The organism is Chitinophagales bacterium, assembly GCA_019694975.1.
In the GTDB taxonomy this organism is placed as follows: Bacteria; Bacteroidota; Bacteroidia; order Chitinophagales; family UBA10324; genus JACCZZ01.
This window is the reverse complement of the sequence record JAIBAY010000005.1, coordinates 13,129-39,981: the sequence shown is the minus strand read 5'-3', so window position 1 is coordinate 39,981 and position 26,853 is coordinate 13,129. Positions and strand designations below refer to the sequence as shown.

Below are 26,853 nucleotides of genomic sequence, written 5' to 3'. Positions count from 1 at the left end.
GTGCTGATGCTGCTTCTCAGCAGCTGAAATACGGCATAATTGCTTCGTTGTGCCTGAGGCTCAGCTCTTTTTCATAGCTTGCCCGCTGAAAGCTATATGAAGAAGAAAAAAAGCAATGGGAGTCTGATCGTATCGATTGGTACAGCAGTGCCTGATAATCGCTATCGTCAGCAGGCAATCGCTGATTTTATGATCCGCTTTTTTGGAACTGATGATGAATCGTCACGCAAGTTGTCAGTTATCTATAACAGGAGTGGCATTGAATTCAGGCACAGTGTGCTGCCGGATTTCTTTGCAGACGGAAAAAAGCCCCGCCTGTTTATTGACCCACAACAAAACCCAGTGCTTACCAACCGTCTCCAAATTTATGGAGAAGAAGCCATTAGGCTGGCCGCAAAAGCTGCAACATATTGCCTGCAGCAATTGAGGGTAACAGATGCAAAGCGACTGTTGCCTGTAACACATCTGATAACGGTAAGCTGCACAGGCATGTCGGCACCTGGCCTGGATTTGCAACTGATGCAGGAATTGTCACTGCCGGGAACTGTGCACCGCACAAGCGTCAATTTTATGGGTTGCTATGCGGCCTTCCATGCCCTGAAGATTGCTGATGCTATCTGTCGTTCAGATGAAGCTGCAATGGTTATGATTGTTATGGTTGAATTATGTTCATTGCATTTCCAGCCTGAAATGGATAGTCAGAATATGGTGGTGAATTCATTGTTTGCAGATGGTGCAGCCGCTATGCTAATCACATCCGGGCGAAAATGCCGACAGCTGACTGTGCCAGCACTCAGGCTTAACAGTTTTTACTCCAGAGTCATTCATGAAGGGGCAGAGATGATGACATGGAAACCTGCTGAGATGGGCTTTTTAATGAGACTCGATTCGATGGTGCCGCAACTGATTGAAGAGCATTCAAACCATTTGATGAAAGAGGCAATGTTGAGCTTCGGCAGCAAGCGATCCAAAGTGACACATTGGGCAATTCATCCCGGCGGCCGTAAAATATTGGAAGCTGTTCAGCGCGGAATGCAGTTGTCAAACCATAACCTGAAAGAATCTTACGCAGTGTTGCGGAGTTTTGGAAATATGTCGTCGCCGTCAATCGCTTTTGTTTTGAAGATGATCATGCAGGAGAAACTGCAATGGAAAAAGAAAGAGAAGATTTTCGCAGCGGGCTTCGGCCCGGGCCTTACCATTGAAACAGCTATGCTTCAACCTGTCATCACGTGATGAAAAAATGGGAACATCGCCATAGCGGTCCTGAACTAATGGATGGCACTGCATTGCCGGATGATGACCTGTTTCTTAATTACAAAGAATTACATTTTATCAATCGGTGGCTTGGAGGTTACCGGATTACGCTGAAAGGGCTTAAAGTATTTGTCGAAAAAGATAAAGTACTGTCAGTGCTGGATGCAGGCTGTGGTGGCGGTGATATGCTGAAAGTTGTTGCCATGTGGGGACGAAAAAACAAGGTTAAGCTGCAACTGACGGGAATAGATCTCAGTGCCGCAGCAATTAGGTATGCGCAACAAAATTGTCGTGATTACCCTGAAATCTCTTTATTGCAGGGAGATATATTTACGCACCTCGAGCAAGGTAACAGCTATGATGTAATCATGCAGACACTACTGACACATCATTTCACTGATCAACAGGTTGCGCAATTGTTAAGGTTAATGCATGATACAGTGAGAATTGGATTTCTTATCAATGATTTGCAACGTCATGTATTCGCCTACTATAGTATTCAATGGCTCACGCAGCTGTTTTCATCATCCTACCTGGTTAAGCATGATGCACCGTTATCTGTTTTAAGGGGTTTTCAACGAGAAGAATGGTATGAACTGTTGTCTGAAGCATTGGTTGCCAATGCCAGCGTCAGTTGGGAGTGGGCTTTTCGTTACCTGGTCGTTTTCAAAAGATAAAAATATCCCTTCGTTCAAAATTGCCTGCTAATACAAATTGATGGCGGAAACATTTGACACGATTATTATGGGAGGGGGCCTTGCGGGACTTTCCCTTTCCATTCAATTGGCTGAAGCAGGCCGGCAAGTCGTCGTTTTTGAACGAAACAAATATCCCTTTCATCGTGTTTGCGGCGAATATGTCGCTATGGAATCATGGCAATACCTGCAGCGAATTGGTATGCCGTTAAGTGCTATGCAATTGCCCGTCATCAATAAATTGCAGGTTTCTACCCTCCGGGGAAAGGTGCTAACGCATACGCTTGACCCGGGTGGATTTGGCATCAGCCGCTATTTGCTGGATGCCACGCTTGCCGCTATTGCCCGTTCCAAAGGGGTTAATCTTATGGAACAATGTAAGGTGGAAGACTGTGAATGGCAAGGAAATGGGTTTAGCGTGATGGCAGGCGGTAAAATTCTATTTGGCAAAACTGCAGTTGGCGCTTTTGGAAAACGGTCTAACCTGGATAAAAAGCTTCATCGCAATATGCAGCCGAACACCTCTCTGACGGATTCAAACTGGGTGGGAGTGAAGTATCATATCAGTTCGGATTTGCCAGCAGAAGTAATTCAACTGCATAATTTTGACGGTGGATATTGCGGTTTGTCAAAAGTTGAGGGATCTGCATATTGCTTATGTTACCTTACAAAAGCCGGTAACTTAAAGAAATTTGATGGTGATATCCGTAAGATGGAAGAACATTTACTTGCAAAGAATCCTTTTCTCGCGCGGATATTCAGCATGCGGTCAGCTTTTCTTGTTAAAGATCCGATTACCATTTCACAGGTGAATTTCGGGCGTAAGTTGCCGGTTGAAAATAATATACTGATGCTGGGAGATGCTGCCGGATTAGTGGCGCCACTTTGCGGCAACGGAATGAGTATGGCGTTGCATGCAGCATCTATCTGCTTCCATTTACTGGAAGATTACTTATCAGGAAAAATAAACAGGCTTGAGCTGGAAAAGAATTATGCTGACAGCTGGAAGAAGCTATTTTCAATACGATTAAAGGCAGGTAAGGTTTTGCAGCCGTTATTAGTAAACAGCCGCCTTGCAAATCCTGCGGTCACCATGCTTAAATTTTTACCCGGAATCACCGGTAAAATCATATCGCTCACCCATGGTAAATCATTTTAACCGGCAAGGTTAACGTCTTTTCATAACGCAATTACCTTTGTATAATGTTGAACTCAGCAAAAGGCCGCAATGAAAAATGGTGGAATGCATTGCTGCATCTGCGTATTCCTTTTTCGGTTTACCTGATGCCGGTTTATTGGTTTGCATTGCTCAATACAGACTTTAATCTGCTTCGAGCAGTCTTAGTGTTTATTGTGCTCCATGTTTTTGTATATCCTGCCAGTAATGGCTATAACAGTTTTTTTGACCGCGATGAACAAAGTATTGGCGGAATGAAAAAACCGCCACTTGTTACAAAGGAGTTATGGTATGTTGTGTTGGCTTTTGATATACTGAGCGTATTGCTATCGCTCTTGGTCAACCTGACGTTTACCATTATGGTTTTGATTTACCTGTTGGTGTCAAAGGCATACAGTTATGATAAAATCAGGTTGAAAAAGTATCCGGTAATTGGCACACTCACTGTAGTTTTTTTTCAGGGTTTTTTTACCTGCGTGGCGGTGCAGGCCGGTACCGGCACCGCCTATTCCTTATCAGCTGATACTATTGCTTTTGCTTTGGTGAGTTCACTTTTTCTGCTTGGAAGTTACCCGATGACACAAATCTATCAGCACGAAGAAGATGCAAAGCATGGTGACCGTACATTAAGCCGGCAACTCGGTATAAAAGGAACATTTATTTTTACAGGTATCGTTTTCTTTGTTGCCTCGGTACTTATTTGCGTGCTTTTTTTCAAGAACCGTACCTATGAGAATATCCTGATCTATTTGCTGGCAGTGTTTCCTGTAAATATCTATTTTCTGAAGTGGTACGCGGATTTCAGCAAGGGCAAACCGGTGATTGACTATGAACACACAATGTTGCTGAACAAGATGAGCTCTTTACTGCTGAGTGCAGCCTTCATACTGATGTTGATCATGAAATGAAGGAATGTGCAATCAATCCTGCGGAATAATTTTTATCACCGTTTTCTTCCCTGTAAAAGTAAACGTCAATTCCGTATTGCCGGAAGCAGCAATATCTTTTTTCACAAGTATATGATTTGCATGCTGAACCGTTGCATCGGCAGGAATACCATGTAGTATAAGATGAAAGATTCTTTCTTTTGGAGCACCGTTGAAAGTACCACCATTGCTTTTAAATTCAATCTGATAGCCATTGCCATTCATGGTTGAAGAGGCAGTTATTACTTCATATTGCTTCTCTTCAATTGAATTTTTGCTGGTGCCATCATCATCAAACAGTATGGCCTGTCCCGGCGATGCCGATGCATAATAGTGCCATGTTATTTCAGCGGTTGAATAGGATGCGCTGTTCATTATCTGTTTGTTTTCCGGCAGAAAGGGAAGGAGGCTACCGGCTTTTACATAAGCAGGTATCTGTTCCAGTGCTACAGGTTCCATTATCCGGGTTCCACCTTGAATGAGGTCTGTTCCGTTCATACGGTACCAGTTGCCTTCAGGAAGGTAAACATTGCGGTTGGTGGCACCTTTTTGAAGGACAGGAGCAACCAGTATATTCTGTCCCCACATAAATTCATCTGTGGCTTTATAAGCTGTGGTATCATTGCTGAAATAATAATAGAGCGGACTCACAAGCGGTTGTGCATCACTGGCCTGCAAATAAGATAGCGTGTAGTTGTAGGGCATCATCCTGTAGCGTTGTATAGCAACCTGCTTCGCTATTTCCCGGTAGGGTTGATCAATGAGTGCGATCTCGCTTGGATAACTTGCAGCCAGTGTATCAACTTCATATAATGCTGTGCCATGTGGCCGGAAAACGGGAGTGTAGAGGGCGAACTGTAACCAGCGAACATATAATTCATTATCGCCTTCACCACCGGCAAATCCACCTGCATCAGCATGCACATAAGGTACACCACTCATGCTCATGCCGAGCATAACCGGTAATTGGGCTCTTAGTCCACTCCAACTCCTGCTTACATCACCGCTCCATGGAAAAATGCAATAGCGTTGTGTTCCGGCAAAGCCGCTCCTGTTTAGACTGAATAATCGTTTTTCCGGATAATGAATGGCGAACTGATCATACAGCATTCTAGTCCAATAATGGCCGTATATATTGTGCACTTCATCTGCACTGAACAACCTGTTGTATCCAAAATCATTTACTTTATGATAGAGTGATGACGGGTGATTTTCAGGTTCACCCAAGTCACCCCACCAGCCTTCCACGCCAATATCCATTTGCTTTTTATAGTATTTCCAGAAAAGTGATTGTGCATCTTCTTGAAATAAGTCAATCAGCCCGCCTTTGCCAAAATAAAATTTGTCCAGCGTAAATAGTTTACCGGAACTGTCTACACACAAATAGGGTTTGAATTCATCATATGTTCTGGTTCCTTCCAGGATAAAGGGTTCGGTGATGAGGATTGTTTGCACATTGTCTGACTTGAAGTCTGCAATCATCTTTTGGGGCTCAGGCCATTTTTGGGAATTCACCCAGTCAAGATTACCAAGTGTTCTTTTTATGCTGTCACCAAACCAGAACAAATCAAAAATGACAGCGTCAAAGGGAATGCTGTCCTTCATCATCTTATAGTAAATCTCACGTGTCTGCATTTCGGAAGTGTAGCCGAAGCGACTCATGAATGTGCCGAGTGCCCATCGTGGAGGCAACGGTTGTGTACCAGTGAGTTGATGGAATGATTTTAAAATTTCAGGGTAGTCAGATCCGGTGATAAGGTAAAATGTGAGGTCACCGGCATACGTGCCGTATTGCAGTACGGAGCTATTCGATTTTCCAATATCAAGATAACCTTTCGCCACATTATCGAAAAACAAAGCATATTTTCTCGAAGAAGTAATGAAGGGCACCGAATAGTTCAGGTTCTCAGCACCTTCACCATAGCCATAGGCCGGGCCATTGTACAAATTAAAACGGTAGCCGCGGCGATCGAGCGGAATGGCCCGTTCACCGCCACCGAATATTTTTTCATTCCTGGTCAATCTGATATCATACCCTTGATAGTCACCTGCTGCCTGATAAGCCGCTTCCAGCAGAACATTTTGATTGCTGATGATGATGCTGGATCCTGTGATGTTAATCATGGCATCCTGCAACTTAATCTTCGCAGATTGGTCGGCTGATTCCACCTTTTTTATGGAAGCCGAAAATGCCGGCGGAAGAATTACAGCATCACTTAAATTTTCATTACGGGAATAATTATCTGGCCGGAAAGTAACTTTCAGAATATCCTTATTGAATTGCTGAACAATCCAAGTTCCTGACCGGAATGCCGGCGGTGATTTAGATGTTAATAGCTGAGCGCTTCCTGTGAAGGAAAGCAGAAAGAGTAGCAAAAATGATACGGCAAAAAATCTTTTCATAAAAAAGTTAATTGACAACCCAAAGTAGAATTTTGATCTGGCAATTAACTAAATAATTTCAGTCAAAAATCTTCCGGAATATCATCGCTTGTGGATGTTGAATAGGTAGGTCGTATGTAACCGGATGTCCGGTGGATACCTTTCATTGCCGGTTGTTCAGGTCTTTCGGCATAAAAAAAAGACCTAAGTTAGCTTCGGTCTTTTTGTGGGAGCTACAGGGCTCGAACCTGTGACCCTCTGCTTGTAAGGCAGATGCTCTGAACCAACTGAGCTAAGCTCCCTTTGAATTTATTATAATAATCTCTATTCTTTTTCACCTGTGACCCTTGCGGGTTGGCAAAAGTAATTTCAATTTCCGAATTTGCAAACAGAAACTTTCAGCGTCTGCCCCCGAGCCATATTACACGGAACATTCTACCTTTGACGGATGCGTCTGAAATCAATGCTGGCCGGCCCATTTGCTGCTTTAATTGCACAGCGCGTGAAGCATTCTGCAGTGAATGCAGTGAAAATACAGGAAGCGTTGTTCGCAAGGCTTATACGGGAAGGAAGAACTACCGCATTCGGTATTGATCATGGTTTTGATCATATAAAAACCCACAGTCAGTTTTCCGAAGCAGTGCCTGTTCGAGAATACGAAAACTTTAAGCCGTATATAGAACGTATTAAGAAGGGAGAATCAAATGTTCTTTGGCGGGGGAAGCCGGTATATTTCGCAAAATCATCGGGCACTACATCCGGTGTTAAGTATATTCCCATAACTGCTGATTCTATTTCCAACCATATCAATACAGCACGTAATGCCCTTCTGCTTTACATTGCCGAAACAGGGAAAAGCAGTTTTGTAAACGGGCGTATGATTTTCTTATCGGGCAGTCCGGTACTGGATAAGTCCGGTGGAATACTTACCGGAAGACTTTCCGGCATCGTAAATCATCATGTTCCGGGTTATCTCAGATCTAATCAGCTTCCTTCTTATGAAACAAATTGTATTGAAGACTGGGAACAAAAAATTGACAGGATAGTGGAAGAAACAATGAATCAGGATATGACGCTGATCAGTGGTATTCCGCCCTGGGTGCAGATGTATTTTGAAAGACTTCTTGATAAAACCGGTAAGCGGACCATTAAGGAAATTTTTCCGAACCTTTCCTTATTGGTATATGGAGGTGTGAATTTCGAACCTTACCGTAATAAACTCTTCAATACAATTGGTGAAAGCATTGATGCCATTGAAACATATCCTGCCTCAGAAGGTTTTTTTGCTTTTCAGGATACACAAAATCAGGAAGGGCTGCTCCTGAATGTCAATTCCGGAATTTTCTTTGAGTTTATTCCTGCCGACGAAATAAATAATGATAAACCCACCAGGTTCCAGTTAAGGGATGTAGAAGTTGGTGTAAACTATGCACTCGTGGTCAGTTCAAACGCCGGCTTATGGGCCTATTCAGTCGGAGATATGGTTAAGTTCGTATCGAAGTCACCATACAGGTTGATTGTAACCGGAAGAACAAAACACTTCATTTCAGCCTTTGGTGAGCATGTGATCGGGGAAGAAGTGGAAGGTGCATTGATGAAAGCAGCAAATGAGGAAAACCTGGAAGTAGTGGAATTTACAGTTGCGCCGCAAGTGAATCCGGAGGGAGGTGAATTGCCTTATCATGAATGGCTGATCGAATTTTCTGTACCGCCTTCCGATGTCGACCGGTTTCGCGCGAAAGTGGATGTGGAGTTGCGAAAAAGAAATATCTACTATGATGATCTGATCACCGGCAATATCCTTCAGCCATTAAAAATTACATTGATGCGCCAGGATGGATTTCGCGATTACATGAAATCTGTTGGTAAACTCGGCGGCCAAAACAAAGTGCCCAGGCTCAGTAATAACAGAATGCTTGCTGATGCATTACAGCCTTGGAGAGAAAATCACTAATCGGTTACCAGTTATTGGCCAAAGGAATATTGAATAGTATTAGAATCTATCTCAAAACAGGTATTCAATGCAGTCATGCTGAATTTATGTCGGCATCTGTCATTGAATGGAAGAGATGCTGATCCAGATCAATCGGTACAGGATGACTCCAACTATTTTGAGATAGCTTCTAGTCAGTTTTTCGAATACCATGCAAAAACTAAACGGAGGCAGTGAAGTGTTCGATTGGCTTTAATCTGTAGCCGATTCCGGTTTTGCAGCGCTAACGAATGGCTCCCGTTAATCATGAAATTCAGTGTCTGTATATTTTGCTTGTCATTATTAATAATAAATTATGGTCAGGAAGTTGATGCACTTAAAGTATTATGCGTTACTTTTGCGTTCGCATGAAGCAGTTCAGGTCAATCGTGGGGATCAGTATGTCGGCAATGATTGTGTTGCAGTCGTTGTCACTACTGTATGTTCAATGTGAATACAATATTAACCAGGCCTATATCGCAAAAGTGCTTTGTGTCAATCGCGATAAACCGCAGATGCATTGTGACGGAAAGTGTTATTTAAAAAAGGAAATTAACAGGAATGCAGAGAAGGATAGTGCCAATCAGAAGGAAATTTCCAGTTATGCATCCATTACTTTGTTTATTGATCAGCCGCTTGTTTGCAGTGTGTTTCTATCCTCCGGGCAAATATTATCTGGGATAACACAGCATTATTTTTCTTCCGGCTTCCGTATCACATCTGACCATCCTCCAACTGTCTAAGGCCAATGCGGCGATGCGCTGCATCAATATTTATTGACCTTAAATTTTTCAATCATGTGTAGAATTTTTTTTCTTGCACTGGTTGGGTGGCTTTTTCCCATTCATATAATTCTGGCTCAGTGTTTAGGCTCCTGTTGCACGACGGCATCAACTGCTGATGTATCACAGCAGTTGGAAATGCCGCAACACCGGCAATGGGTGATTGGTGTCAGCCTGCTCAACATGCAATACAAACCTTTGAGTGATGATGAGCTATTGCAGTATGCAACTGCATCAGCGTCCGTCTATAGTGTAAAAGCACAAAGCAGTATTAAGGGTATGATAAGCTATGGCATTTCAAAGAGAATGTCATTGACCGCTTCGTTGCCGTTTAATTTGTCAATTGACAACAAGGAAGGTCATTTTCACCCGGAAGAAAGCGCGGCTGAAATACATACTTACGGTAATATTGATGGGATTGGAGATGGAGTCATTTCCGTCAGTTATACATTTATTGACAACAGGGAGAAAGGATGGAAAGCATTTGCCGGAGCAGGCATTAAGATGCCGACAGGCAAAACAGATGCGTATTCGACTTATGCAGTTGTCTTGCCGGTACACCTGCAACCTGGAACAGGTTCATGGGATCCTTTGCTGAATGTTGCTGTTCAGAAGCAATTAAAGAAATGGCTGTTCATTTCAGATACACATGTTAAGGTAGCAACAACTGCAAAGGAACATAACATGGGAACTTATGTTAATACAAAAATTACCGCAGGGTATGATTTACTGGAGCAGGAGAACCGCAAGATACTTCCCTTGTTACGTTGCACTGCAGGTTTTTCAGGTGACTACAATGCAGCCATGAGGATGATCGTCAGCGAATCGCATCAGCATGGTGCTGACAGTACCGCCGTGCCGGGCAGCCTTGTTTCGGATCCCAATACAGGATTCACGCGGCTATTTGCTAACGCTTCCATCACTGCTTTTATTACCGATCGGTTATATTTCCCTGTCAGCTTTTCCTTGCCGCTGGCACAGGCGTTAAATGGCCATCAGGCAAGGATTAAATCAACAGCGATTCTAGGAATTTCTTTCATTCTTTAACAATAATAAACACATCATGAAAAACACGATCATTTTAACAACTGCAATCCTCGTAGCATTCTTGTTTTTTTCTTCCTGCTCGAAAGAAGGGTTAGGCGGAGAAGCCACAATTGCTGCATTTCCCAAGCATCATGAAAAACCGATTCCGAATACAACCATTTATATAAAGTATGGTGCAAAAGATTTTCCGGGTACCGATGTGAGTGTCTATGATGATGCCAAAATCGCTGAAGCAGAAGCAGGCGAGGATCCACATGCCCATTTTGAAAACCTCAAAAAAGGGGACTATTATCTCTATGGTGTCGGATTTGACAGCTCAATTAACCAGGTGGTAACAGGAGGAATACCGGTGGAAATTAAAGAGAAGTCAGGCGAAACTGACATTGTAGTGCCGGTAACGGAATAATCTTACCCTGTCAGAAGAAAATAGTATTAACAGTTAAACAAATTCTTAATCTTCAAACCAATAATTATGAAAAACAAACTTTCAATTTTTGCAATCAGCTTATTGCTGTCATCCGTTATTTTATTTGCCGGATGTAAAAAAGATCCGGAAGTGCCGGAAAATACCATGCAGCAGCTTTCCTTTCATATTCACAATAATGTGGGTAACCAGGAAGCTGATTATAGTTCAACATTTTCCGATGCAACGGGACGTAAGTTTTCCCTCACCGATTACCGGTATTACCTGTCGAACATAGTGCTGATCAAAGCCGATGGAAGTGAGTTGCCCTTGACAGATGTGGTATTGTTGGTAAACCCTGCAAATCATGACTACGTGCTTGCTGACGTTCCTACAGGCGATTATAAGGGATTAACCATGCTCTATGGCCTCGATTCTGTTACTAATCACCAGGATCCTGCCACTTATCCTGCAGATAATCCGTTGTCTATTCAATCGCCGGGCATACACTGGGATTGGAATTCCGGCTATATCTTTTCGAAAATTGAGGGACTTTGTGATACCTCGCTGGCTGCCAACGGGCAAGCGGATTTTCAATTTTTCTATCATGTCGGCATGGACATGATGAAGCGCACAATTGATATGAGCAATCATCCGTTTACCATTCAGGCTGGCAGCGATAAGGAGTTGGTATTGGAGCTTGATTTGCTCGATGTGCTGGAAAATGTTGACTTAAGGACAGAAAATGAGACGCATACCTTTAACAATATGCCACTTGCTGAGAAAATTGCCGATAACTTTGCAGTATCATTCACGATGGAGTAACTAAAATGGAATGATTGGAAACGACTTCCTAATCGGATGATGTTTACATTGCATGACAGGTAACTCTTGCAAAATGTTGCCTGTCATGCTATCTTAATTGGTTTGTTATGGTAGTTGATACTGCAACCGGTTTGCCATACAATGCGTCCCGGTTTTTTGCCTTGTTTTTTATTGCAGTAGGATTATTTCTTTCCTGTACAGTGGAGCCCGATATCACGGAAGAGGAGGCCGGTAATGCTGTCATCACCCTTGTAGTTCCCAAGGGTTTTCCTTATCCTGTTATTCCTGCTGATAATCTGCCAACGCAAAACAGGATTGACCTGGGCAAGAAATTATTCTTCGATCCTGTTCTTTCACGCGATAGCACTGTTTCATGCGGCAGCTGCCATCACCCTGAGTTGTACTTTACGGATGGTCTTGCGCTCAGCCTCGGTATTGATTCGAATCATGCATTGCGTAATGCACCGTCCCTGATCAATGTGGCGTATCAGCCTTACATGTTTTGGGATGGTGGCGTGCCAACTATGGAGCAGCAGGTGCTCGCGCCTATTTCAAATCCGCTTGAAATGGATTTTGACGTAAACGCCGTTGTTGAACGGCTCAAAAAGCAGCCTGATTATATTGCAATGTTTGAGAAGGCTTATAGTCAGGAACCGACGGTTTTTGCACTTACCCGGGCAATTGCCAACTACGAGCGAACACTGTTTAGCGGCCGTTCGGCTTTTGATGAATATCAGTATTATGGAAATACAACTGCTCTTTCAGCTTCCGCTTTAAATGGTAAAAACATTTTTTTTGGTGAGAAGGGTGAATGTTTTCATTGCCATAATGAATACAACTTTACCGACAACAGTTTTAAAAATAACGGGTTATACCTCGAATATTCGGATTCAGGAAGGGCACGCATCACATTACAGCCAGGAGATGTCGGCAAATTTAAGGTGCCTTCACTTCGGAATGTAGCCATGACAGCGCCCTACATGCATGATGGTTCCCTCGGAACGCTGTCCGCCGTGATTGACCATTATAATTCCGGTGGTAAGCCGCATCCCAATAAAAGCGGACTGATTAAGCCATTGAATCTTACGGAAGAGGAGAAACAGGACCTGCTTAATTTCCTGCTATCACTTACTGATAAATGATGAGTGATTGCGATGATAGTATTATCTGATCAGCGTAATTGTTCCCTTATATACTTCTTCCTTATCGCGCTCAGCGCATTTCGCCTTTATAAAATAACCGTAAGCGCCCATTGGCTGTGGCTGTCCCTGAATCGTTCCTGACCATTCGGCACTTCCTGCCACCTGGTAGCTATAAACAGTTCTTCCCCACCTGTTATAAATATATGCTTCCAGAATTTCATAACATGGATGTACGATCAGCTTCCAGGTATCATTAATACCATCACCATTTGGTGTGAAAGCAGTAGGAATCTGTATTGAGGGTTCGGGAATGGTTACATTAACGGTTACACAGGCGGTATCTAAGCAACCATTATCACCCAACGCAATCACACAGTATTCTATCGTATCGGCCGGAGTGGCAATCGGATTGGGAACGGTATCATTATCCAATCCTGAAGAAGGAAACCATTCATAAGAGAAATTGCCAAGTGTGTCTGCGGACAGTTGAGTACTTTGACCAACAATGATGGAATCGGGGAAAGCTGTTGCAATCACATTATTGGATTTAACATCCACTGTTACCTCACCGGTTAAGGAGCAGCCACGGGAATCGGTAACGGTAACGATATAGACCGTGCTTTGAGTTGGTGAAGGATTTATAGTAGAATCCGTTTCGCCGGTATTCCATTGATAGGTGAGTGTTCCAGTACCTGTTGCATGCACCGTAAGGTTGGCCGCCGTTCCAATACATACAATAGTATCATCTGGCATTACCAATGCAAGTGGAACAAAAAGAATGGTGCTTTCCGTAATAACCAATCCGGCTAAAGTTCCGCCGGCTGTTCCCGCTGTTGCTCCGTTGGACAAACCATTACAAGCTGCCGGTGCATTGGCGTTGAGCGTAAGACCTGCCTGTCCTCCCGCAGCATTTAAAGTGACATTCGCAGGCAGGCCACCTGCACCGCTCAGCCAGAGCAATCCGGCACCACCGCCACCACCTGGCCCGAAGCATGAATCTGCTATGCCTCCATTGTCAACATTGCCGCCATTGCCACCTTGTACTTCCGTATTAAGGGCGGATGAAAAATTCTGAACATCAAGCAGGATGACGCCACCACCACCACCGCCACCACCGCCATCACGCATCGCCGTGGCAGACTGATCAGCACCATTGGCGTAAATGGAGAAGCCATTGCCGTTAATAGTTGATGCTTTTATTAGCACGATACCTCCGCCATTGGCGCCTTCCGTGGCTTCGTTGGTATTATCATCACCACTGCCACCACCACCACCAGCAAATACTTTGTTGTCTGTATTGGAATACGCCAAAGCATAACCACCTATTCCGGGGTTGGCACCTTTACAATCTGCAATGCCCGTATTAAGTCGTTGTCCTCCTGTTCCAGCCAGCCCAAAATTACTTCCGCCACCTCCTCCAGTATTATTATCATTACCGCCGCCGCCGCCGTTTGCCGGTGCACCACGACCCAAATCAAAACCACCATTATCAGCAATGCCCTCTCCCTTATTTCCTCCACAAAGATCTGCCATGTCACACCGGTAGTTTGCTGATCCGGATCCGCCGCCATAACATCCGGGATGATGTTGAACAGCACCTCCTCTGAAGCCTTTGCCGGTGACATCCATATTGGCATTCATGCTAACAGTGCCGGATGCCTGAAAGGCGATAATGCCACCGGTATTTCCATCCCAGGCAGGCGCGGTAACAGTTGCGATTAAATCGGCATCAACATATTGTGGCACCGAAACCAACTGCACTTTACCGTTTAAAGCATCATAACTGCGAAGAATGGTTTCTTTGAAAGTGATGATATTATTCGTTACATCCGCTACAGTCAGCCACTCATAATTGCCGGCATCCTGATAACCTGTGATAGATCCATAGCTTGCAGCATCAGCCTGGTCAATTGCAGCTCCGGTCATCTGGATGAGCAGGACTTTGTCGCCATTGGCGATACCAACCGCAATGGCTGGCAATGCAACTCTGTTATTGCAGAAGTCAACCGCTATCACTTGCCAATAGCTATTGATGATACCTGAAATATTAGTTTGTCCGAATGATGGAACCGTAAATGTTATAGCCAGGCAAGTAAACAGTATATACGCCTTATCAGCAAAGTGGCCAAGGGCTTTATGTAAGTAAATCATCAGATTTTTTCGAAGAGAATGATCACGCAAAATACCAATCATTTCTGTTAAGGATGCGGTAATAATACGAGTTTAAAGGTCTTGCTGAATCCCGGATAATCAAACTGCAGAAAGTACATGCCTGGTGCAAGGTCGTGCTGTTTCATACTGAAATTGAAATCATGCAGACCGGGCTCCGACAAGGAAGCATCTTCCTGAATGAGATCAGTTATCAGCTGGCCGGAAAGTGAATACAATTTCACGCTCAGGTTTACAGGCGCCTTAATCTCATAGCTTAGATGAAACTGATCGGAAGTGAGAGTGGGATAAACAGATAATGTATTCAGGTCGGCTTCATCAATACCAACCAGTGTCTTAAAATGAGCAAGCACTTCATCACCGGATGCCAGCACAAAATAAACATTTGGATCAGTAGAGTTGGGGTTGACGAAGTTGTTATCAAGACTCCAGTAATCGAAAGTATATCCCGGGTCAGGTATCGCTGCCATTTGTACAATCTGCCCGCTGAGGTATGAAGTTGCATACGGATATGATACCGGCAAAACCCCCTGCACTTTTACATCGCCGGATCCAGCAGGAGTTACATCAACAGTTAAATCATAAGAAGGTAATAAGTTTTGAAAATGCGCAATAACTGTATCACCTGCCTGCAGGTTTATGGAAATCGTATCTGCATTAAGATTGGGTGTGACGATGTTATTGGAAAGTTCCCAGTTTACGAACGACATATTAGTGGCTGCCGTAGCCTTAAAACTCAAGTCAACATTACCGAAGTAAGTGCCTGTCCATGGATAACCCGCCGGGTGCAGTGTACTTATTTCCACCTCACCGGACAATGGTGGATCGACAATAACGGTAATATCAAATGGACCGGTTACATCATAGCAATCAACCAATGCAGAATCAATATAGCTGCATCGGCCATTTATAAAGTTTTTCAGAAAAGTGAGATTGTTCTGCCAGCCGGTCATGGAACCGCCCCAGCGGGCTATCTGCCCGGGCATTTCGGGAGTCAGGATATCTATGAAATCCTGTAAAACAGACTGCACAGTATCACAATCCAGCACGGTATTCATGAGGTCAGCATAACGATTGATATAGGCACTTTTAAAGTTTTCATTCTGCATGAGTTTAGTAAGCATATCCATCGTTCCCATGTCAGGGCCGGCATTACTAAAAACTGATTGGAGATCACAAGGATCTGCGGTGTAGTTGGTGGTAGGCCAGCCGGAATAATTCTGCCCAAGACCAAAGACATTGTCTTCATCCCATAGTGAATAGGTCCATTTGGTACGTTCTCCATTTGGATTTCTGCCACGCCACCACATGGTATTCCAGCTAATCCAGTCGCTGTTGACTATGTAGGTGTTGAAAATGCAATAGTCAATGAATCCCGGAATATTCAGCCTGTCATCCACATGTTGATAATTGGCCGGGACCGTCAGCGAATTTGTCATCATAAAGGAATACAGGTTATTCCAGGCCGTATCGCTTCCATATTTGATATTTAGGCCGCCCCAGAAGGCAAGCACATCAATATCATTCTCACCCTGATCGTAGTAATGATCCGTATAGTCAGGTTCATCCATTTTTTCACGTAATTCATATACACCCCAATATTCACCGTTGATATATATGATTACCGGCTCATAGGTCCTGCAGTCCATATCGAGGCTGAATTTCTGAGAGAGCGTCTGAACAAATGCATCCCGCAGATGACAACCGCCGCCACTGCCCCAGCTGAAGGGATAGTTATCTGATGCACCGGCTTTTAGAATGATATGATCATAATTATCCCTGTTCTTCGTGGTAAAAATGGGATAGTCTATTGTATGGTCATATCCATAGTCATCTTCCATTTCAAAGTCAATACCTTTTTGCGGGAATGCCCATGAGTCGTTTCCATGAGGGTCAACCTTACCTTCGCCTTCCGATTCTAAAGCGCGGTCTTTACCAAAAAATTCAATATAGGCATCAATATCCCAGGTGCCCCAACTGTTAAACATGGCATCGAAATCAGTGGAAGAGAGAGAAATAATGTAATACTGTGCATCATGTGTAACATTTATGAAATAAGTGTTGGACTCGGTGAAACTCGGTAAAATTTCCGTTAAGGGGCTAAATGCAGTGGCACGCAACACCGCTGTTGCGTCAATGTTGATTGGCCCGGTGTAAATAGTTGATGTTGCAGTGGGAGTGGAGCCATCTAATGTATAACGTATAGTAACATCAGGATCGATATCCGTAATGCTGACAACTTGTGCGGAAGGATAGAATCCCTGGGAAATATCCATGACTGGTCTTGGCGCATACGCGGAAAATGCGGTTCCATTCGCAGTGCCGGGTGTTGGCGAATCAAAGACGCCCCAGGTTGACGATCCGTTTGGAGACCTGCCGCGGGAATGATTTTTCTGGGTAAGTTGCAGGGTGATACTGTCAATGATATTTCCTGACGGATCACTCAATGCAATATGTTCATACTTTGTTTGCGTAAGTTTAAAATTGGTGTGGATATAACTTCCAACTACCTTATCCTTTGAAGAAGCCCATACTCGCAGGTATCCATTAGAGTTGATATTGACAGAAGCCGGGAAACTCCATTTCATAAGGTTGCCATAATCATCACTCAGATAATAGCCACCAAGGTTGACAGGAGAGCCGGAATTGTTATACAGTTCAATATAATCTTCATAGTCTCCGTCCTGATCTGCAAGTATATCACGGTTAGAAGCGGAGTATTCGTTGATGACCACCTGTGAAAAACCGTTAAACGACGAAACGCAGAACAAAGTGGCTAATACGTAGTGTAATTTTCTGATCATAATTGATGCTTTTCTGGCATTAAAACATTAAAGTTATACAATCATGATGAGAATAAAAATCAAAGTTGTGTACATGATCTGTGATGGTATTTTAAGTGTATAAAAAAGTTGCCGGCTGGAACTTGTTATTATTTATTTTGTTAACCTGATCAGCTATAATTTAATGATCAACATAAATTCGGTTCATATGCAAGATGAAAATAAAGCCATGGCAACGTTCGGATCCGGTTGTTTCTGGTGTACGGAGGCTATCTTTCAGCGTATTAAAGGAGTGCAAAAGGTAACTTCAGGCTATGCCGGTGGCGCAACTGACAATCCCACCTACCGGGAAATCTGCACGGGAAAGACCGGTCACGCTGAAGTGGTTCAGATTGATTATGATCCTTCACAAATAACCTACCCCGAGTTGCTCCAGGTTTTTTGGAAAACACATGACCCCACCACGCTCAATCAGCAAGGTGCCGATAAGGGCACACAATACAGGTCAGTTATTTTTTACCATGATGAAGAACAACGCGTACTGGCTGAAACGTATAAGAAACAATTGGATGAATCGGGCGTCTTTAAAAAACCGGTTGTTACTGAAATTTCCGCATTGAAGAAATTTTTCAATGCGGAAGCTTATCACCAGGATTATTTCAATAGCAATGGTGGTGCACCATACTGCCAGTTTGTAATAGCTCCTAAAATTGCTAAACTTGAAAATGTGCTCAGCGATAAAGTAAAATCAAATTGAGACATACGGATGCCATGTATTGTTGTCCCTTTTAACTGATATTTTTTGAAAATGCCAAAAAACAAGAGTGTTGCAGCTTTGCTCTATGCGGAAGAAGTTGATATGAGTGGTTTAATGGTTCGGCAACCGTTTCCGACTGACAGATTCGAGCAGATCGATCCGTTTTTGCTGCTGCATCATGCTGATGTTGAAATAAGAGATGATATGGAGACCGCACATGCCGGTGTGGGGCCACATCCTCACCGTGGATTTTCACCCGTGACTTTTGTCTTTAAGGGCGGCGTTCGTCATCGCGACAGTCGTGGCAACGACAGTGTCATCTATGAAGGCGGAGTCCAATGGATGAATGCAGGCATGGGGATCATACACAGCGAACGCCCACCTGATAACATACAGGATATCGGCGGCAGGCAGGAAATTATTCAATTGTGGATCAATACACCTGCCAGGTACAAAATGGATATTCCTGCATATTTTGCTTTGCCAGCCGAAGCAATTCCACAAACTGTCAGTGCGGATAAATTGGTTAATGTTAATGTGGTGGCCGGTCATTTAGCCGGCCTCAGCGGAGTCATCCGGCCACAAAGCGATGTAAATGCGGCAACGATTTTATTTAAAAAGGATGGACACATCCAATTGCCGGTACCGGTAAGTCACAATACTATTGTTTACCTTCTCGATGGCAAGCTGAATGTTAGTGGATATTGGCTGATGGAAAAGCATTATGCGGCCGTGTTCAGGCATGATGGAGATCAGTTGGAACTTAATGCACTGGAAGAATCACGCGCTCTGCTGATAACAGGAGAGCCAATAAACGAAAAACTGGCAACCTTTGGGCCGTATGTCATGAATACCCAGACGGAAATTCTGCAGGCCATGAGAGATTATCAAATGGGAAAGATGGGCATCCTCATTGAATAGTTCTGCTGATATAGAATCATTTCAGATTTGAACAATCCTGCATTAATGAAGTACAATCCGGAAGGTAGTTCCTTTTCCTAACTGAGATTCCTTCACAAATATTTTTCCTTTGTGAAATTCTTCAATTATTCTTTTCGCAAGTGAAAGCCCCAGACCCCAGCCACGTTTTTTGGTAGAGTAGCCAGGCCTGAAAACAGCTTTCAATTTTCCAGGAGGAATACCTTTGCCACTATCCTTGATATCCAGGAAAGTTTGTTTGCCTTGTTTTGACACATAGATATCAATATTGCCCGATCCGCCAATTGCATCCAGTGCATTCTTCAGCAAATTTTCAATCACCCAGGCGAAGAGTGGCGGGCTTATTTTTGCCTCCACATTTTTTCCCTGCGGGGCATGCAGATTAATCTGCACCTTACCGGAAGCCCTGCGCCGTATGTATTGTGTGCTTTTTTCCACTTCATCATATAAATTGGTTTCAACCAGGTCGGGTATGGAACCGATTTTTGAAAATCTTTCAGCAATCAACTCAAGCCGTTCAATGTCTTTTTCCACTTCCGGCAGCACCTGTAGCGTTTCATCTCCCTCCTGTAATTGCAGCTTCATATAATCAACCCAACCCGAAAGCGCTGAAATGGGTGTTCCGAGCTGATGTGCTGTTTCCTTTGCCATGCCGGCCCATACGCGATTCTGTTCGGCCCGCCGCGCGGTGCTGAAAGTAAGGTAGGCTACTGCAAGAAACAGGAGAATAATGCTAAACTGAATAAATGGGAAATACCGCAGCTGCACCAAAAGATAGGAATCGCGGTAATAGATATACTGATGTGCATCTTTCGAATATTCAATGTCAATCGGCGGACGATCCTGCTTCATCAGTTCCAGCTGCTGCCGCAGGTAGTTGGTATCGCGAGCTATTTTAAGTGTGTCGAGATTTTTGTGGCCAATCACATTACCTGCTTCATCGGCAAGAATAAGCGGCACCGTTTCATTGCTTTCAATAATGTGAAACATGAAACCGAGGTCAACATTGCCGCTGGTGGCATTCAGCATTTTATAAACATCTGCCAATAGCTCCATTTTCTTTTTTTCCTCAGCGGCCAGCTTGCCTGCAAGGAAATTAGTGTATAGAATGGACGTGAAGATGATCAGCAGCAGCGTGATAAGGAGGATAAGTTTCCAGGTACTTTTTTGCTCGTAGATATTCATCGTGCTATTTAGGGGCAGGATCTTTGGGTTTGAAAAGTTGCTTAAAGTTATCCAGTTCTTTCTGCTGTTCCTGCTTCGTCATGGTTGGTTGATTCTCTGTTTTATGCTGATCGATTGAATCCTCATCAAATTCCATGTATTCAAATTGCGCAGGAGCTTGCCAGTCTTTTATCTTTTGCTGTTCTTTTTCCTGTTGATCAAATTCCCTTTTTAACACTGTTTTCAACTCATTTTTTTCCTGTTTCAGGTCTGTGGCAATTTTTTCCTTCACCGCTTTTTTATCATACCGGATCATTGGATTGTCCGCTGCTCCGGTCATGGTAAGATATAGATTTAAAAATCCTTCCGTGGTTTTATCAAATTCCATGTTGGTGCCTGCAGATTTTTCGAATTTCGACGTAAGCAGCTTCAGCAGGTTAAGCTGAATTTTATAATCAATTATATTTTCAAACGAATGTGTTCCTGACAACTGAATATTCAGGGCATTGGTGAATATCTGCATTTGTGGAATATAGATCTTCCCATTCCTGATTTCCACCTGGTTTTGCAATCTGGAGAAGCGGATATTTTTCAGCTCACTCATTTTTACAAATTTCGCGAGTGCCAGCATCGGGTCAAAATTGTTCAATTCGCCATTGTCAATTGTCACATCTGCTATCGCGTAAAGCTTATTCTTGTTAAAAATATTTTCATCCCAGGTTGCCTGTAATGCCACATTAGCGGTAATTAACCCTTTCAGATTATGATCGGTTAATGTCGTTTGGCTAAAATTATTGAACTCATAGAAGAGCTGTGTAATATCCATCTTATCAAGGGAAGCGGTCAGTTCCAGTTTGTTGCGATTCACATTACCAATGTCAAGTTTTCCGTTCGCTACCACTGTTCCTTGCTCTGCCTTTAATCCAAAGTCATTGAAATAAATAGCATTCCCAAGGAACAGAATTCTTCCGTGCACATCGCCAGCCTGGAATTTCTCATAGCTGAACTTGTCAATCTTACCTGATAAGGATCCGGAGAGAATGTAGAACAACGATGGTACGGCATATTCTTCAGCGGCAGATGCATTCGCCGAAGTACCGGTAGTTTCTGCTGCGCCCACGAGATCGGTCCAGGATAGATAGTGCGAGGAAAATTCAATATCAAGCCCTATCTTATGATTGTTCCTAACCGAATCATTGAGTGAACTCAGAAAATATGGAATGAAATTGTTGATACTGCCTGTTAAATTCAGGTCACTCTCTTTTGCATTAAATGAAAGCTGATTAATCATGATCTGGTTATCCTGTATATCAAATGCTCCTGTCAGATGATCATATGAGGTAAGGTTGGTGACAACCGTCACATCAGCCAGGCTAAAACTTCCCCCGGCGTCAATCTTTGCGATAGGTTTTGAATTCGTAATGGATTTCACTGCTCCTTTAAAATAAAATTGACGGAATGAAAGTGAGCCTTTCAGCTCATGAATATAAGTGGACGGAAACAATGGCTTTATCAACTCCAGGTTTAGTTTGCCATCCAGTCTCAAGTCAAGGAAAGGATCATTGAAATGCTGCAACTGCATCATACCAGTCACGGTATTTTCATCAAATGAAGCAGTGAAACTTTGCAGCTTAAAAATGGCAGTGGCCAGGCTGTTGGACGCGCCATTCGAAAATTCGCCATCCATGCTTACATTTTTGAAAGCTGCCTTCATTTTGTCGTGTGAAAATGTTCCGTTTTTCACGCCAAACGAAATACTAACGTGGGGTTCGGTTTGCGCACTGATCATGCCTTTTACAGATCCATCAAGCCTGATTGTGCCTTCGCTGCTGAAATGAGAAATATAGGCAGCGTGTTTTTCCGGAAGGAGAGCTGCCAGTTCTTCAATTCGCAGATTGGTTCCTCCGAAATGCAAGTCGGTTTCATTGCCTTCAGCACGGGTAATAATTTTACCCGACAGTGTGAAAAGGTTCATTTCTATTTCCAGTATCGTTTCATTCAGCTCATAACTGCCTTCACGCAGATTTACGCGCAGGAGTGAATTCAAGGTTAACTTTCGGTTGGGCAGATAGTCAATATTATCTATACTGCATTTTTCACTGGTGCCGTCCGCTACAATCTTCAGTAAAAACGTATCGGAGGTGAAATCGCCTGAAAGCGTAGATTGCCTGTTGTCGAAAACAAAATGCCGGTTGGTACGGTTGTCATCATACCGGAGAATGATATTGTTAAGTATCGCTTCTTCCATTTTCAGCGAAAATTCATCGTTTGTTTTAGCAGTAGCCGGTTTGAAAATGTTGTAGTTGCTGTGCCCGTCTTCCGTGATGCGGATATTGAGATATCCGTTTTCGGCCATTACTTTCTTAATCTTGTATTTACCCCGGAAAACATCCCAAATGTTGAAAAGCAGTGATATCTGATCACACTGTAACAAGTCTTCTTTTGAGGGCAATGATTCCCTTAAAGTAACCTGGTTAAAGGTGATGGAAGCAGACGGGAAATTTGCTAACACCGAGAAATCAATTGATCCCTTCACAACTACTTCAGTCGCAAGTTTTTTATTCAGTTCACCGATGGCCAACTGTTTTATCCTGTCACCGAAGATCACACCAATCAGCATTCCGCTTGCCAGCAATGCCAGCACGACGATGACCAGGCCAGTTAAAACGGTCAGTATTCGCTTTTTAAGGGGAATTTCCACGGTATTGTATAACTGCTGTTCTGCAAAAATATTTTCTCAAAGTTAGGCCATCGGCATTTTGCCGTAAGCCTGGCAGCAGTACGTTTTGAACAGCTTACATGTTAATTAAGGAGAAGAGCACTGCTATGATTGCAGCGTTGGCGGAGTATGATGATGCAACAACGTCATCGATAGATTTCCGAGGCTGGAATATTTTCCGGCACCATTATAAGTGCTGTAAACCGGTGAGGTGCGGCGATAAGAATTATGTATCATTCGTTTGCGCAACATCAATACAGAATCTGGCAGACCTAACGTTCCGGATTTTCAGCAGCGTAGCGGATGCCTTTGTCGAGGTCCTCTTGAGTGTCGATACTCATAGTCTCCTCTGATGTGATTGCGGCATAAATCCGGAATCCATTGGCAAGCCATCTGAGTTGTTCCAGTGATTCGGCTTGCTCAAGATTATTTTCCGGCAGTTGTACCAGTTGTTGCAGTATATCCGTGCGATATCCGTAAATGCCGATATGCTTAAAGAAGATGCCTGTGGTGTACCAATCAGGTTCAGGAATACCACGAAGATGAGGAAGCGCGCTCCGGCTGAAATACAATGCCTGATTCGATGTGCCAACCACTGCCTTCACGACATTAGGATTGGTTAAATCTGATGGCATTGTGATTTGCTTAATCAGTGTGGCAATGGTGACGCTGGAATCGTCAAAACATCTGATTATTCTTTCCACCTGTTCAGGCGCAATAAATGGCTCATCACCCTGAACGTTGATCAACACATCGTATTTGCCATGCAACTTTGCTGCTACCTCAGCGCATCGTGAGGTACCTGACTGATGAGCGGACGATGTTCTGGCAACCTGGCCGCCAAACAGGGTAACTGCCGACACAATTCGATCATCATCAGTGGCTACCAGCACGTGATCGACTCCCTTGCATTTTAAAACCTGCTCATATACGCGTTGAATCATGCTCCTGCCGACTATCATTGCCAACGGCTTACCAGGAAGGCGGGAGGAATTATAACGTGCTGGAATGACAACTAAAATTCGCAAGGTTTCAGTGTTTTGATTATGTTGAACGGATGCCGCAGCCCTCAAATGTAGGTTGCATTTTGTATTTCAAACCATCAAATTCTTTTACAAATTTGGCAGCCGGTAAAGTTCATGAAGTAATTTTAGTTGGCGCCGGTAAATTACCCGACTCATAAAACGAAAATAGTTGACAGACCGACGTATCTCTCCTTAGTCATTAAATCCAAAGATGTTTTGAATTGTTTCCTGTGTAATGGAAGGAGATAAATCAAGAAATAAAAACTATTTATTGTGAATTCGGATGTGCTATAGTTTTCTGACTACTAAGATGTTTCCGCTGATATCGATGACCTTGACTTGTGAACCTGCAGCAAGCAGCCCGCTTTCTGCCATCGCATCATAACGTTCGGATTCAATCTCCACCTGGCCGGCCGGTCTTAAGGATGTGATGGCAATACCTTGTTTATGCAGCATGTTTTTAAGCATGGAAGCTGATTCATGAAAGCTCTTTGTTGATGCCTGCGTTTCTGTAAGTACAAAACCTTTCAATGCCTTGCTCTGCAAAAGGCTTTTTCCAAAAGCGATGAACAGGAAGAAGGAAATTCCAAGTGGAATTACTACTCTTAACAGAGCAATCCACATATCAACCGTGCTGGTAAGCGAAAAATCAAAGTTGATGTTCCGGATCAATGCAAGCGTAAGGCCTGCAATCGCTAACACAATTCCTCCCACACCGGGTATACCAAACCCGGGTGTAATGAAAATCTCAATAGCTATCAGTGCCAGCCCTGCAATGAATAAAAGGATTTCCCAATGCTCCGCTAATCCGTCGAGGTAGAGCGGGGCAAAATATAGAATGGCAGCTAATCCTGCAGCAACAATGGGAAAACCAATGCCGGGATGTTGAAATTCAAAATAAATGCCACCAAGAATAATGAGCAGGAGAATTCCATTTACCAATGGATTGAGCAGGAAGGCAATGAATGCATCTTTTAAACTGGTCTTATGTTCAATTATCTCAACATCTTCAATGCCGGCAGCCTGCAGGACGGCTTCCTGTGTTTCTGCAATGCCTTCACAATATCCATGCTTCACTGCTTCCACGGCAGTCAGTGTAATTATTTTCCCGGAGTCTGCAATATCATGTAAATAGTTGTTGGGAGTAACCATTCCCTCGGCGATCTTTGGATCACGCCCTTGTTGCTGAGCGGTTGACCTCATCATGCCTCTCATATATGACTGGTATTTATCGGGCATGATCTCGCCTTCCTGGTTTACCACAGATGCCGCGCCAATGGCGGCTCCCTGCTTCATATAGATGCTGTCACAGGAAATGGCTATTAATGCTCCGGCGGAAGCTGCATTTTGTGTAATCCAAACGATGACCGGCACTTTAGCGCCTAACAGTCTTGCACGAATGGAATCAGCCATCGATAATTCGCCACCATAGGTGTTGAGCCTGATCAGTATGTAATCGCAATGAGATTTCTCTGCCGCTATCATTGCTGTTTTTACCAACCGCCAGGCCGCAGGGAAAATTTCCTGGTTCAGCTCAAACACATACACCTTCTTTGATACATGCAACGGGTTGCTTTCTGCCACAGGTATGCTGTGTACTATAAAGTACAATGCCAGGAAAGTCGTTAATAACTTCTTGCTCATGAATAGAATGATCGCCTGCCGGCAGCGATACTTTTATGTGAATTTTTTTAAAGCTATTTCCGGCAGAATGGTACACTCTTTGAAGAGCAAGATGCCTTCAAAGTTATGCGATCGAATCCGAAAACAGCATCTCCAACAATATGACAAAGCTAATTTATTCTTTGGTGCTGCTGATGCTTATGGTAAATCGTTTCAGCGCGCTTGCACAAAGCGTTGATTTGAATCATGCTCGGGCTAAATCAGCTGCATACGATTTTCATGTTGTTACAAAAGGCGAGACCTTATATAGCATTGCCAGAGCTTACCAAACTTCTACAGATGAATTATTGCGATTGAATCCTGAAATCAGTGGAGGCAATCTGCCAATTGGCACAGAGTTGAAGATCCCGCTGGTAAAAACCTCGATGAATCCGGAGACTGGATACAAATTATTGCAACCTGTTTATTACACGGTACTGAAGAAAGAAACTTTGTATTCTATCAGCAAAAGATACAACACCACGGTTGATTCACTGATCAGCTGGAATAATTTACATGATGCTGCAATTGAAGAAAACAGCAAGCTGATTGTGGGATTCGAATCAATGCCTTTCAGCCTCGAAGGACCACTCAATGTTTCAGGCCAGCCGGCAACATTGAAGCAGGACACAACCAGGATTCACACAAACTTAGAGCATGGAAAAAGTGTTGACGGTATCAATGGATTCCCGGATGAACTGGCTCAAAAGGGTATTGCAACCTGGGTGAAGTCAGGCGATGATGGCGGTGATTTTTTCGCATTGCATGCAACAGTACCCAAAGGGACAATGATAAAAGTAAAAAATGTGATGAATGGCAGAGTGGTGGAAGTAAAAGTGATTGGCAAACTTCCATCCACTTCCGTTAATGAAGATGTGCTGATTAAGATTTCCGCCTCTGCAGCCGGGCAATTAGGTGTATTAGATGATCGTTTTTTAGCGGCGATCTATTATGAAGACATGCAGGAACATTCAAAGGATGAAGTAATTAATACAGACAAATAAATTTTGTAGCAACAATAAACAAT

The 26,853-nt window shown here is 43.5% G+C and carries 20 protein-coding genes and 1 tRNA gene; 13 read left to right on the top strand and 8 right to left on the bottom strand.

The window, feature by feature from the left end; translation table 11 throughout:
• Positions 1 to 96: 96 nt before the first annotated feature.
• From K1X61_10585 to K1X61_10570, 4 genes are read left to right on the top strand one after another with little or no spacing between them, the layout of a single operon-like run.
• Positions 97 to 1,236 carry a type III polyketide synthase gene (locus K1X61_10585; GenBank protein ID MBX7109081.1) on the top strand — a complete coding sequence of 380 codons (1,140 nt, stop codon included), beginning with the start codon at positions 97 to 99 and terminating at the stop codon, positions 1,234 to 1,236.
• Positions 1,236 to 1,934, top strand: coding sequence for a methyltransferase domain-containing protein (locus tag K1X61_10580; GenBank protein MBX7109080.1), 699 nt, complete (start codon positions 1,236 to 1,238; stop codon positions 1,932 to 1,934). The genes K1X61_10585 and K1X61_10580 overlap by 1 nt, the downstream gene beginning before the upstream one ends.
• A gap of 40 nt (positions 1,935 to 1,974) precedes the next feature.
• Positions 1,975 to 3,111 carry an NAD(P)/FAD-dependent oxidoreductase gene (locus K1X61_10575; protein MBX7109079.1) on the top strand — a complete coding sequence of 379 codons (1,137 nt, stop codon included), beginning with the start codon at positions 1,975 to 1,977 and terminating at the stop codon, positions 3,109 to 3,111.
• A 44-nt stretch (positions 3,112 to 3,155) separates the two neighbouring features.
• Positions 3,156 to 4,037, top strand: coding sequence for a UbiA family prenyltransferase (locus tag K1X61_10570; protein MBX7109078.1), 882 nt, complete (start codon positions 3,156 to 3,158; stop codon positions 4,035 to 4,037).
• 12 nt (positions 4,038 to 4,049) lie between these two features.
• Here the strand turns inward: K1X61_10570 and K1X61_10565 are convergent, their stop codons facing one another.
• Both K1X61_10565 and K1X61_10560 read right to left on the bottom strand, forming a co-directional pair.
• Positions 4,050 to 6,458, bottom strand: a complete 2,409-nt coding sequence (locus K1X61_10565; GenBank protein ID MBX7109077.1) for a DUF5110 domain-containing protein — start codon at positions 6,456 to 6,458, stop codon at positions 4,050 to 4,052.
• Between the two features lie 206 nt (positions 6,459 to 6,664).
• Positions 6,665 to 6,739: transfer RNA gene (locus K1X61_10560), tRNA-Val, on the bottom strand.
• 146 nt (positions 6,740 to 6,885) lie between these two features.
• Between K1X61_10560 and K1X61_10555 the strand changes: the two genes are divergently transcribed.
• The 6 genes from K1X61_10555 (at position 6,886) to K1X61_10530 (ending at position 12,608) form a co-directional block, all read left to right on the top strand.
• Entirely contained in the window at positions 6,886 to 8,391 is a 1,506-nt protein-coding gene (locus K1X61_10555) for a GH3 auxin-responsive promoter family protein (GenBank protein ID MBX7109076.1), read from the top strand.
• A gap of 386 nt (positions 8,392 to 8,777) precedes the next feature.
• Positions 8,778 to 9,152, top strand: coding sequence for a hypothetical protein (locus K1X61_10550; protein MBX7109075.1), 375 nt, complete (start codon positions 8,778 to 8,780; stop codon positions 9,150 to 9,152).
• Between the two features lie 54 nt (positions 9,153 to 9,206).
• On the top strand, positions 9,207 to 10,238 hold the full coding sequence (locus tag K1X61_10545) for a hypothetical protein (GenBank protein MBX7109074.1): 1,032 nt from the start codon (positions 9,207 to 9,209) through the stop codon (positions 10,236 to 10,238).
• 16 nt (positions 10,239 to 10,254) lie between these two features.
• A complete protein-coding gene (locus K1X61_10540) occupies positions 10,255 to 10,644 on the top strand; it encodes a hypothetical protein (GenBank protein MBX7109073.1) in 390 nt (129 codons plus the stop codon).
• A 66-nt stretch (positions 10,645 to 10,710) separates the two neighbouring features.
• Positions 10,711 to 11,466 carry a hypothetical protein gene (locus tag K1X61_10535; GenBank protein MBX7109072.1) on the top strand — a complete coding sequence of 252 codons (756 nt, stop codon included), beginning with the start codon at positions 10,711 to 10,713 and terminating at the stop codon, positions 11,464 to 11,466.
• Between the two features lie 107 nt (positions 11,467 to 11,573).
• The gene (locus tag K1X61_10530; GenBank protein MBX7109071.1) at positions 11,574 to 12,608 is read left to right on the top strand and encodes a cytochrome-c peroxidase; all 1,035 of its coding nucleotides are present in this window, start codon (positions 11,574 to 11,576) and stop codon (positions 12,606 to 12,608) included.
• 21 nt (positions 12,609 to 12,629) lie between these two features.
• On the opposite strand, the gene K1X61_10525 is transcribed toward K1X61_10530, so the two are convergent.
• A complete protein-coding gene (locus tag K1X61_10525) occupies positions 12,630 to 14,759 on the bottom strand; it encodes a gliding motility-associated C-terminal domain-containing protein (protein ID MBX7109070.1) in 2,130 nt (709 codons plus the stop codon).
• 47 nt (positions 14,760 to 14,806) lie between these two features.
• Positions 14,807 to 17,581: a CotH kinase family protein gene (locus K1X61_10520; GenBank protein MBX7109069.1), complete on the bottom strand. Its 2,775-nt coding sequence runs from the start codon at positions 17,579 to 17,581 to the stop codon at positions 14,807 to 14,809.
• Positions 17,582 to 17,744: 163 nt separating this feature from the next.
• Here K1X61_10520 and msrA point away from each other — a divergent pair, with 163 nt between their 5' ends.
• On the top strand, positions 17,745 to 18,317 hold the full coding sequence (msrA, locus tag K1X61_10515; protein ID MBX7109068.1) for a peptide-methionine (S)-S-oxide reductase MsrA: 573 nt from the start codon (positions 17,745 to 17,747) through the stop codon (positions 18,315 to 18,317).
• A gap of 51 nt (positions 18,318 to 18,368) precedes the next feature.
• Positions 18,369 to 19,238: a pirin family protein gene (locus tag K1X61_10510; GenBank protein MBX7109067.1), complete on the top strand. Its 870-nt coding sequence runs from the start codon at positions 18,369 to 18,371 to the stop codon at positions 19,236 to 19,238.
• 42 nt (positions 19,239 to 19,280) lie between these two features.
• Here the strand turns inward: K1X61_10510 and K1X61_10505 are convergent, their stop codons facing one another.
• The 4 genes from K1X61_10505 to K1X61_10490 form a co-directional block, all read right to left on the bottom strand.
• Positions 19,281 to 20,441: a HAMP domain-containing histidine kinase gene (locus K1X61_10505; GenBank protein ID MBX7109066.1), complete on the bottom strand. Its 1,161-nt coding sequence runs from the start codon at positions 20,439 to 20,441 to the stop codon at positions 19,281 to 19,283.
• Positions 20,442 to 20,445: 4 nt separating this feature from the next.
• Positions 20,446 to 23,121 (bottom strand): AsmA-like C-terminal region-containing protein, encoded by a 2,676-nt coding sequence (locus tag K1X61_10500; GenBank protein MBX7109065.1) that lies wholly within the window; start codon positions 23,119 to 23,121, stop codon positions 20,446 to 20,448.
• Positions 23,122 to 23,411: 290 nt separating this feature from the next.
• On the bottom strand, positions 23,412 to 24,167 hold the full coding sequence (gene kdsB / locus K1X61_10495) for a 3-deoxy-manno-octulosonate cytidylyltransferase (GenBank protein MBX7109064.1): 756 nt from the start codon (positions 24,165 to 24,167) through the stop codon (positions 23,412 to 23,414).
• A 285-nt stretch (positions 24,168 to 24,452) separates the two neighbouring features.
• Positions 24,453 to 25,808: a hypothetical protein gene (locus K1X61_10490; GenBank protein ID MBX7109063.1), complete on the bottom strand. Its 1,356-nt coding sequence runs from the start codon at positions 25,806 to 25,808 to the stop codon at positions 24,453 to 24,455.
• 140 nt (positions 25,809 to 25,948) lie between these two features.
• On the opposite strand from K1X61_10490, the gene K1X61_10485 reads away from it, so the two are divergent.
• Complete coding sequence (locus K1X61_10485; GenBank protein MBX7109062.1) at positions 25,949 to 26,830, top strand: LysM peptidoglycan-binding domain-containing protein; 882 nt, start codon at positions 25,949 to 25,951, stop codon at positions 26,828 to 26,830.
• The last annotated feature ends 23 nt before the right edge of the window (positions 26,831 to 26,853 follow it).